8 protein-coding genes are annotated in these 10,499 nt (G+C 52.2%); 5 read left to right on the plus strand and 3 right to left on the minus strand.

Annotated features, from left to right (window positions below; all coding sequences use genetic code 11):
• Nucleotides 1-586: 586 nt before the first annotated feature.
• Nucleotides 587-3,598: an L-glutamate gamma-semialdehyde dehydrogenase gene (gene pruA, locus Q0294_RS16715; protein WP_299467742.1), complete on the minus strand. Its 3,012-nt coding sequence runs from the start codon at nucleotides 3,596-3,598 to the stop codon at nucleotides 587-589.
• A 499-nt stretch (nucleotides 3,599-4,097) separates the two neighbouring features.
• On the opposite strand from pruA, the gene Q0294_RS16720 reads away from it, so the two are divergent.
• The 4 genes from Q0294_RS16720 (at nucleotide 4,098) to Q0294_RS16735 (ending at nucleotide 8,122) form a co-directional block, all read left to right on the plus strand.
• Nucleotides 4,098-4,967 carry a xanthine dehydrogenase family protein subunit M gene (locus tag Q0294_RS16720; protein ID WP_299467743.1) on the plus strand — a complete coding sequence of 290 codons (870 nt, stop codon included), beginning with the start codon at nucleotides 4,098-4,100 and terminating at the stop codon, nucleotides 4,965-4,967.
• A 72-nt stretch (nucleotides 4,968-5,039) separates the two neighbouring features.
• Nucleotides 5,040-5,546, plus strand: a complete 507-nt coding sequence (locus Q0294_RS16725; protein ID WP_299467744.1) for a (2Fe-2S)-binding protein — start codon at nucleotides 5,040-5,042, stop codon at nucleotides 5,544-5,546.
• Nucleotides 5,546-7,840 carry a xanthine dehydrogenase family protein molybdopterin-binding subunit gene (locus Q0294_RS16730; protein ID WP_299467746.1) on the plus strand — a complete coding sequence of 765 codons (2,295 nt, stop codon included), beginning with the start codon at nucleotides 5,546-5,548 and terminating at the stop codon, nucleotides 7,838-7,840. The genes Q0294_RS16725 and Q0294_RS16730 overlap by 1 nt, the downstream gene beginning before the upstream one ends.
• A gap of 18 nt (nucleotides 7,841-7,858) precedes the next feature.
• Entirely contained in the window at nucleotides 7,859-8,122 is a 264-nt protein-coding gene (locus Q0294_RS16735) for a MoaD/ThiS family protein (RefSeq protein ID WP_299467748.1), read from the plus strand.
• Between the two features lie 86 nt (nucleotides 8,123-8,208).
• Here Q0294_RS16735 and Q0294_RS16740 read toward each other — a convergent pair whose 3' ends face one another.
• Both Q0294_RS16740 and Q0294_RS16745 read right to left on the minus strand, forming a co-directional pair.
• Nucleotides 8,209-9,261: a glycoside hydrolase family 43 protein gene (locus Q0294_RS16740; RefSeq protein ID WP_299467750.1), complete on the minus strand. Its 1,053-nt coding sequence runs from the start codon at nucleotides 9,259-9,261 to the stop codon at nucleotides 8,209-8,211.
• Nucleotides 9,262-9,328: 67 nt separating this feature from the next.
• The gene (locus tag Q0294_RS16745; protein WP_299467752.1) at nucleotides 9,329-9,718 is read right to left on the minus strand and encodes a response regulator transcription factor; all 390 of its coding nucleotides are present in this window, start codon (nucleotides 9,716-9,718) and stop codon (nucleotides 9,329-9,331) included.
• A gap of 246 nt (nucleotides 9,719-9,964) precedes the next feature.
• Between Q0294_RS16745 and Q0294_RS16750 the strand changes: the two genes are divergently transcribed.
• Nucleotides 9,965-10,499: adenylosuccinate synthetase (locus tag Q0294_RS16750; protein WP_299467754.1), on the plus strand; the 535-nt coding region annotated here is incomplete at its 3' end.

Below are 10,499 nucleotides of genomic sequence, written 5' to 3' on the forward strand. Positions count from 1 at the left end.
CTTCCGGGTTCTGTACGAGAACTCGTTCTATTCCTGTAATATTCGTCCCAAATCTTAAACCGTTCAACAATGCATCTATTGTCGATTATTTAAAATGTACATGCGTTATACGCTGTAGGCGGTTGCCTTCGTTTAAGAACATCCCGTCTGATTTCGTTGCAGCGTTCTTCATTCTGACCTAAAAACATATGTTATTTTTTGGCAATAGCGGCAATGGACCTGTTTATTTTGACAATCGAATACGGACTATTAAGCTAGAACCCCAATAACCGCCACTGCGTGATGTCAGGTGATCGGATTGCTGAAGTGATCTGCCTCCTGAAACACTCAGCATGTTCAGACGCTGCTGTAGAATCTGAATTCTGTAGCCGGCTTCGGGAAGGCGGTTTTTAGTGTACTTGGGTGTAGTTGTTTTTTGGGCCATCGATCTGGTCACCGCATTGTGATCTTTTGCGCAAAGCGACTCGGTATGGCGCGCGGGTACCTTAATTCGTCACAGTACGTTGCGCTCAGCCCGGATAGGATTCGGGATTAGGTTCATTAATGAGAGCCGGGAGTTCGACTCTCGATGGAGTCATTGATTGAACTATGCTTCTTCGTCGTCGTCGGTCGTCGGAGCAAAGCCGCGGCGCATGGTGTTTTCTGAGACATTGACGGGAATCAGGAACTGGAGCAGGTAATCCGGCCCGCCAGTTTTGCTACCGATACCGGACATCTTGAAGCCTCCGAAAGGATGACGTTCCACCATCGCGCCGGTAATACTGCGATTCAGATAAATGTTACCGGCAACAAGATCCCGTCTGGCTTTCTGCAGATGTGCCGGGCTGCGGCTGTAGACACCGGCGGTTAAGGCATACAGCGTGTCATTGGCAATTGAAATTGCTTCGTCAAAGTCCTCTGCTTTCATCACTGCCAGAACGGGGCCGAAAATTTCCTCTTGAGCAATGCGGCAGCTGGAATCAACGTCAGTGAAAATATGCGGTCCGACGTAATAGCCTTCTTCGTCGAGTTTCGAAGTATCGCAGGCCAGCGACAGCGTTGCTTCCTCTTTGCCAATTTCGATCATTTCGAGAATCCTTTGCCTGGCCTCTTCGTCGATCACCGGTCCCACGACGGTTCCGGGATCTTCAGCGGGACCAATTTTCAGGCTTTTGGTCGCTTCAATCAGGCGATTCAGAAACGAGTCGTAAATGGCCTCGAGCACTATCACGCGCGAACAGGCCGAGCATTTCTGGCCGGCATAGTTGAATGCGGAGTGCATCACGCCGAGCACGGCTTCATCAAGGTCGGCGTCATCGTCGACAATGATCGCGTTTTTTCCACCCATTTCAGCGATGACACGTTTGACCATCTTCTGCCGGAGGTCTGTTTCTGAAGCGGTTTCGTTAATCGCCAACCCTACGTTGCGCGAGCCGGTAAATGTGATCATTTCCACGTCAGGGCTCCCTACCAGTTCGGGACCCACTTCTTCACCGATTCCAGGCAGGAAGTTGACGACGCCATCCGGAACGCCGGACTCATGAATGAGGTCCATGAGTTTGGCAGCGACGACTGACGACTGTTCTGCAGGTTTCATGACAACGGTGTTTCCAGTGACTAATGCAGCGACAGTCATGCCGGTGAGAATTGCCAGCGGAAAATTCCAGGGGGCAATCACAGCCACGGTTCCCCGCGGACGATAGAAGTAGGTGTTTTCTTCGCCGGGAACATCACAGTCCAAAGGTTCTGCGAGCCTGCGCATCTGATCTGCATAGTACATGCAGAAGTCAATGGCTTCCGCGACATCACCGTCCGCTTCTTCCCAGGGCTTGCCGCATTCATAAACCATCCAGGCGGCCAGTTCGAATCGTTTGCGGCGCATGTTGGCGGCGATCAGTTCCAGATATTCAGACCGGTATTGCGGTTCTGTTTTCGACCATCCGGGATAGGCGCGGCGGGCGGCATCGATGGCGTCGATGGCATCGTCAGCAGATGCAGACGAGACGGTTCCCACCGATTCCGAGTGATGCGACGGATTGCGCGAGGTGATTGTGGCTTTGGTGTCGATGGCCCTACCATTGATCAACAGCGGATATTCTTTGCCAAGCTGGTCGGAGACCGTTTCCAGCGCTGCCTGCATTTTCGCGCGGGATTCTTCCAGGCTGAAATCAATCAGTGGTTCATTCTGGAAGCCCTTCATTGGTTCTTCGGCATATTTCTGTTTGGTTGATTTCTTGGCATGTTCGGAAGGATTCATCAATAAAGTCTCCAGGTTGACGTGCTCGGTAAAGCTTTGTCGAAGGAATGAGTCGTTGGAAGTGTTTTCCAGCAATCGTCTGACCAGATAGGCCATGCCGGGAATCAATTCGCCAAAAGGCGTATAAATGCGGACGCGATGACCCATTTCCGCAAAGACCTGCGCCTGCTCTTTTCCCATGCCATACAGCATCTGGATTTCATAGGCAGAAGGGGGGACATCTAATTCATGAGCAACGGCGATGGCATGTGCCAGGCTGCGCATGTTATGACTGCCGAAGGCAGGTCGCAGCCACTGGTAGTTTTGCAGCAGGATGTGTGTCAGCTTTTCAAAGTTCGCATCCGATTCCCATTTCTCCTGAAAGACGGGGATTGGCCAGTGGTGATACTGCGATGTGATCGTTTCGTAATCCCAGTAGGCACCTTTGACGAGCCGGATCCAGATCGGCGTTTTTCGTTTTTTGACCCATTTTAACAGGTCCAGCAGATCTGTTTCGGATTGTGGCTGATAAGCCTGAATCACAATGCCGACATTGTCAAAGTCGCGAAACTCCTTTTCCATCAAAGTCTGCTTGAAAATCTCCAGCGTCAACGGTTTGTAGGAATTCTGTTCCATATCGACGTGCAGATAAGCGTCGTACTTCATGGCAGCACGCAGCAATGTTCTTAAGCGAGGTTGAACGGCGGCCATCGTACCGACCGGGTCGGTTGGCTTGAACTGGCTGCACAACGCAGACAGCTTGATCGAAACGTTGGTTCGCGGTAGATGTCCCTGGTTGTCCCAGTCGAGTTGAACGTTTTCCGACCATTTCCTGACGCGCGGTGAAAGTCCGGCGATCAGATCAAGGTAGGATTGCAGATAGGCTTCGGCTTCCGATTCACTGATGACGGCTTCGCCCAGCAGGTCGAGTGTGAATGTGAAGTTTTCGCTTCTGAGCCGATCGATTGTACAATGAACTTCTTCTATACTGGAGCCGGCAATAAAACGACTGGCCATACGACGAGCATTAGAGCGGGCGTTCAAAGCCAGCGCACGCCCCAGCACGGAGTTTGGCTGTGACAGCTCCAAACCGATCCGAGCTGCCCAGGGAAGGTGTTTACGAACATCTTCAAAATATTCGTGCAGGTGTCTGACGATCGATTTATGGGATCGGAGCATCGGCAGAACGTCCACAAAGCGGAACATTTGCACCTTGACGGATTCGTCTGCCATCGCCCAGGCGAGAATCCGGTCATCCCACCAGCGTTTTTCAAACATGGATGGCTCGCGACGTTCCAACAGACCCCAAATCTGCTGTCCGAGCTCCTGTGTTCGCTGCTCAATATTTTGATTCAGGCTTGAAGACGCTTTTTTTTGTGCCACTTATATAACCTGCCTCTGAGTGCAGTCCGCACTTGTTCTTTTGTAATTCAATTTTATCTGAGACCACCGGATCTGGGAGTTGAAGGTCGCAACACCCCGATAACTGACATCCTGTCACTCATTCTCTTACGCAGGCAATCCGGGGAATGTTGGGTCTGGCCACTTTCCTGCGGTCTGGGGAAAGTCCCTTTTTCGCGGTATTTTGCTAACAGTGAAGCAGGGTAACAAATCCGAATAGGCGAGGTAAGTGTTGAGAGGAAGTCAATCAGAACTTTTCTCGCCTCTCCAGAGGGAATCAGACTTGTCAGCGTTCGGAGAGGCTTTATTCTAAAGGAAATTATAAAATTCGGAAATACGGTGTTTCTTCATCTTTGGTTGCATTGATGTTACTCCACCAGTGACTGATAATAGGGCTTGAGTGAAGCTCGAGAAATGATCTCTGATTCGCCTGCTGCGAATGGATGATGAATAAGACAATTTGGAGAGGGACATACCTGCGATGCGTGACTTTGAATATGAGGCACCCACTTCACTGGCTGACGCTGTCGGCTTACTAGCCAAAAGTAAAGGAACAGCCCGCCCGCTGGCAGGGGGGACCGATCTGATCGATCATGTGCGAACGGGCCGACTGGTGGCGGATCTGATTGTGGATTTGAAGAAAATCCCGGAACTGATGGTCCTGGAACTGAACAATGCAGGCTTGCGACTTGGCGCCGCGGTCCCCTGTTACAAAATTTACGAGCATCCGGGCATTCTGGAACAGTATTCGGCGATTTCTGACAGCAGTAATATCATCGGTGGTATGCAGGTTCAAAACCGAGCCAGCGTCGGTGGAAACCTGGCGAATGCCGGTGCTGCCGCCGATTCGACGCCGGCTTTAATTGCCCTTAATGCCAGGGTTATTATTGCGGGGCCCTCGGGAACACGGGAAGTCGCCGTCGATCAGTTTTGTACGGGACCTGGCCAGAACGTGCTGGAACCGGGCGAAATTATCGTCGAATTACAATTTCCTCCTCGTCCGGCTCATAGTGGTTCGCATTATCGTCGGTTCATCCCCCGCAATGAGATGGATATCGCCGTCGTCGGAGTGGGTGCTTCGGTGGTTCTGGACGCGAGTGGCGAGAATTTTGTCTCTGCCCGCATCGGGTTGGGCGCGGTCGCCGCGAAACCATTTTACGCTCAGGAAGCGAGTGAACTCTTAGCCGGGCAGCCGGTGAATGATGAAACGATTCAAAAAGCAGCAGCTGCGGCGCGGGCGGTTGTGCATCCGATTACCGACATGCGGGGTACACAGGAGTTTCGGACTCATGTGACCGGCGTCCTCACCGAACGTGTGATCAAAAAAGCGGTGGAACGTGCTCGCGGATGATTTGTCACTTTCGCTGATGAATCTCTCTCAACAATTGAATAAAAATCAGACTTTTTTAATAAGGACTTTTCGATGGCGAAGAAACGGATCGTAACCGCGACTATCAATGGCCGCGAAGAGGAGTTCCTCTGCCAGCCCCGGCAGACCCTGCTCGAAATATTGCGTAATACATTGAACCTGACAGGTGCCAAAGAAGGCTGCTCTAACGGTAATTGTGGTGCCTGCTCGGTGATCATTGATGGCCGCGCGGTCAACAGCTGTATGATTCTGGGGGTGGAAGCGGAGGGTGCCAACATCGAAACCATCGAAGGTCTGGCTCCCGGCGACGGGCTGGATCCTTTACAGCAAGCCTTTCTGGAAAACGCGGCCCTGCAGTGCGGCATCTGTACGCCGGGTTACATTATGTCCGCCAAAGCGTTCCTGGATGAGAACCCGAACCCGACCGAAGAAGAAATCCGTTTCTCGATGGCAGGAAATTTGTGTCGCTGCACCGGCTATGACAAAATTGTGCGCGCCATTCAGCAGGCTGCGGAAACCAGAGCGGAACAATCGGCCTCATGTGCGAAGGAGACTGTCTAATGGCGACCATTGACGAAGTAAAAGCAGCAGAGGGAAGTGATGAAGCTCCCAAATACAAAGTGATCGGGACCCGTCCCATCCGACACGACGGAGCTGACAAAGTGACGGGGCGCGCCTTGTATGGTGCTGACATTAAAATCAAAGGCATGATCTTTGGAGCCATTCTCCGCAGCCCGCATGCCCATGCTAATATTAAATCGATTGATACCTCAAAAGCCGAAGCTTTGCCGGGTGTACGCGCCGTCGCCACCAGCGCAGATCTGCCTGAACCCGGTGATAAAATTGCCGAGCTGGGGGAAGGGGCAGTCGTCCTGAATCATCTCAGCAGCAACAATCTCGCCCGCACCAAAGTGCTTTACAAAGGGCATGCGGTTGCTGCGGTTGCCGCCGACAATCTGCATATCGCACAGGAAGCAGCCAGCCTGATCGAAGTCGAATATGAAGTCCTGCCTCCCGTGATGGATGTGCTGAAAGCGATGTCCTCTGACGCGCCGGTATTGAATCCCGATGTGCGGACGGAAGAAGCCTCTACGGGAGAAAAAGGGGACAAGCCGACCAATGTGGCCAAGCATATCGTTTTTGAAAAAGGGGATATCGAAAAAGGATTCGCCGACGCCAAATATGTCGTTGAACGCGAATTCCGCACATCGACCGTACATCAGGGGTATATCGAACCTCACGTTGCAACCGTATTGTGGAACAACGATGGTCAGATTACCGTCTGGACTCCAACTCAAGGCACGTTTTCAGTCCGCTCGCAGATGGCAGAGTTGTTGCATGTGCCTCTGGCCCGCGTGAAAGTGGTCCCTGCGGAAATTGGCGGGGGTTTTGGTGGCAAGATCTCCGTTTATCTCGCACCAGCGGCTGCAGTCTTATCTCGTAAAGCAGGGGTTCCCGTTCAAATTGTGATGGACCGGGCGGACGTGCTGCAGGCAACAGGCCCCACCCCCGGTTCTTTTATCAGAATCAAGATGGGCGTCGACGCTGACGGCCGTCTCACCGCAGCCGAGGCCTGGATGGCTTATGAAGCAGGCGGTTATCCTGGTTCTCCGATTGGCGCAGGAGCCATGTGCGTCTTCTCCTGCTACGATATACCCAATGGACGAGTCGAAGGCTACGACGTCTGCGTCAACAAGCCCCGCACGAACGCGTATCGCGCGCCGGGAGCGACCAACGCCGCATTTGCCACGGAAACGGTTGTGGATGAGCTTTGTGAAAAACTGGGTATGGAACCGGTTGAATTCCGTCTGCTGAATGCTTCGAAAGAAGGGACACGCCGAATTGACGGCGTGACGTATCCCCGAGTGGGTCTGGTGGAAACACTGGAAGCCATCAAGAACAGCGATCATTACAAGACGCCGCTCACCGGCAAAAATCAGGGGCGGGGCATTGGTTCCGGTTTCTGGTTTAATGCAGGTTTGAAATCTGCTGTAACTGTCACCGTAAACACAGATGGTTCGGTATCGCTGCTGGAAGGCTCAACCGATATCGGCGGGTCGCGAACCGGGATCGCGATGCAGTTTGCTGAAGCGATGGGACTGGCAGCTGAAGATATTAAACCGGCTGTGGTGGATACAGACAGTGTTGGATATACCGATGTGACCGGCGGAAGTCGTGTAACATATGCGACAGGTTGGGCTGCATATGAAGCGGCTCAGGACCTGAAACGCCAGATTGTCGCGCGGGCGGCTGAGCTGTGGGACGTTGATCCTGCTCAAGTTTCTTACGAAGACGGTCACGTGATCGGGCCGGATAAAAGCGTCTGTTTCAAAGAAATTGCCATGGAACTGAGTACGACCGGCGAGCCGTTAATTGCGCGTGGTGTTTCGAATCACAACGAACCCGGCGGCGCGTTCGGAACGCATCTCGTGGATGTGGAAGTCGACCCCGATACCGGAAAAGTGGATATTTTGCGTTACACCGCCGCCCAGGACTGTGGTACGGCCATTCATCCCGCTTATGTCGAAGGGCAGATTCAAGGAGGAGCCGTTCAGGGAATTGGCTGGGGGTTGAACGAAGAATACTGGTATGACGAAACAGGCAGTATGCGGAATGCGAATTTCCTCGATTATCGGATTCCGACCTGCTATGATCTGCCGATGATCGACGCGATCATTGTGGAAGTGCCGAACCCCGGTCATCCTTATGGGGTGCGTGGCGTGGGCGAAGTTCCCATTGTGCCACCTCCGGCTGCTCTGGAAGCGGCGATTTACGATGCGGTCGGCGTTCGCCTGTATGAACTGCCGATGTCGCCTCCACGAGTCTTGCACGAACTATTAAAGAAAGAGTCTTAATCAGGAGTTGAACCGAGAATGCCTCGTCTGTTTATTCCTCCCTTGCTCAGACCTTACTGTGAGGGGCAGGAAGAAGTCGTAGTGGAAGGGGCCACCGTTCTGGAAGCGGTGCTATCTCTGGATCGGCAGCATTCGGGTGTGATGGAGCGTCTCTGCCCTGAGGGAAAACTCAGGGCGGGGATGTCGGTCACCGTCGATCAAAATGTGACTCCGCGCGGCCTGGCTCAGAAAGTCTCCCCCGAAAGTGAAATCCACTTTTTACCCGCAATCGGCGGCGGGTGATTTTCAAAATTGACGGGCGGCTCTGAATGTGATTCGGAGTTGTCGATAGACAACAGGAGGTTGCTGAGTAAGTGGTCTGTGGTGACTCACTTATCACTTAACTGACCGGCGATCACGTTTTCAGGGACCAGGATTACGGTGCCGTGCCGCATATGTTTGGTGGGTAACGACATTTCTTGAGAGCGGTTGGTCCAGTGGATCAGATCAGGGCTGGTTGCCAGGCAGTAGGAATATTCGCTGCCGGGAGCGTCCCAGTAGAGGTACCAGAGTTTGTTGAATTTAAACAGCGAGGGGCCTTCTCCCATCGTATTTACGATGGATGTGCCGGCACCCACAATCGGGGGACCAAGGGTTGTTTCATACGGGCCCTGCATGTGTTTACTGAATACGAGGCGTAAATTCTTACCGCCTCGCTCGGCGGGCATTTCGTTTTTGATGACCATCACCCAGCGGTCATCGGCGGTGCTCTCTGTGTTGTGATCATCGTGGGTGATGAACGGATCAATTACGCTGATTTCCGGTTGCGGACTATAAAAGAGTTTTGGTTTCGTGAAGGTCTTGAAGTCACGGGTGCGGATGGCGTAGGTGCGCTGGTCATAACCATGCGAGTCTTCGCTGTCGTCTTTGTCTTCCAGCTCTGCGAGAGTGGTAGAACTCCAGAGGATGAGGAATTCCTGTTTTTCCGGATCCCAATGCACTTCTGGCGACCAGGTATTCTTGACCGCAGTGAAGTCCTGCCAGACGTCAATTTTCTGTGCGGGATTCCAATGCAGCAGATCTTTCGAATGGGCATACCCGATGCTGCGTGCGTTCCAACTCGTCGTCCAGACCATATGGAATTCGCCGTTATGATAAACAATCGAAGGATCTCGCGTCAGGCTTTCCTCACCCCAGGCAGGCGCGGGCATCACGACTTTGCCTTTGTTGAGCCACTGAAAATTCAGCCCGTCGCGACTGTATGCGAGATAAACGCCAGTTTCGCCGTTACCGAGGAAGTAGGGAAGCAGAAAGATTTTGTTGTGTATTGCTTTGTGGGTTATCGGTTCCGCTGCAGTGAGTGTGGGTAAAAAGGTGCTGAGGATGATCCAGAAGCAAACGATCTGAAATATTTGTTGGGGATAATGGTGGCGTTTTTTCATGATTGATTCTTTGCGTGGACGGCACCTGGTGATTAGTATGAGCTTTCGCAGGAAAGTCTGATCGTCATTACTCACTCGCATCAGATTTCAGTAGATCATTCACGGCCTGAACCAATTCTTCGATGTGGTAGGGTTTGGGGATGAAGAGGTCGACACCTCGGTCGAGTGCCAGTTCCCGGTATTTGGGTTCGCTGTTACCGGTGACCATGATAATGCGAGGGGCGCGGCGTTTGTGGTTGATAATGCTGTCGAGGACCGCGAAGCCGCTACGGCGGGGCATTACCAGATCCAAGAGTACCAGATCGGGGGCATCCCGCTCGATTTTCATAACCCCTTCATTGCCGTCATGCGCCGTCAATACTTCATAACCTGCGGCTTCCATAGCAATTTGGAGGGGCTCGGTCAGCCCTTCATCATCGTCGATGATTAAAATACGTTTTTGAGGAGATATGTTCATTAGCCTGGCGTAATTTCTTGATCTGGCCCGCACAAGTGAAGTGTGCAATTGGAATTATATCATCTAATGCAGCGAAAATCCAATTATTAAGTGCATCATGGCGCGTGACGCTCCCCAAATGGGAATCCGTTCGATAAAATAGGCCGGTGCGCGCGTTCTGCTCGTCGTTTTTTGATTCCGCAGTGAATCATGATTGTCCGTATTTTTCTAAATTTTTCAGTTCCATTCAAACAGCGGGATAGTTTTGTGTCAGCGACGTCGGTAATCGGATTACAGTGGGGCGATGAAGCCAAGGGCAAAATAGTTGATCTTCTTTCAGAACAGCACGAAATCGTGGTGCGCTACCTGGGAGGCAATAATGCGGGTCATACTGTCAAATTTGACGGAGTCACCTATAAGCTATCATTATTACCGACCGGTGTTCTGAATCCGAATGTAACTTCCGTGATTGCCGGCGGGGTCGTGATGAATCCCAAGGCATTCCTGAAAGAGATGGCGGCGATTTGTGATCAGAAAGGTCCGATTGAAGCGAGTCGGCTGTTGATCAGCGATCGCGCGCATGTGATTTTCCCCTATCATATGCAGGAAGAAATTATTTTCGAAGAAAACCGCAAAGAAAAAGCCATCGGGACCACCATGCGGGGCATTGGTACCTGCTACCGCGATAAAGCAGGCAGAACACATGCGATTCGCATGGGTGATCTGATCCGCCCGGAATATTTCCGAAGCCGGCTGGAAGAAATTGTCCCCTATAAAAACAAGATGCTACAGGCACTGGATC

This window comes from uncultured Gimesia sp. (assembly GCF_937919775.1).
Classification (GTDB): Bacteria; Planctomycetota; Planctomycetia; order Planctomycetales; family Planctomycetaceae; genus Gimesia.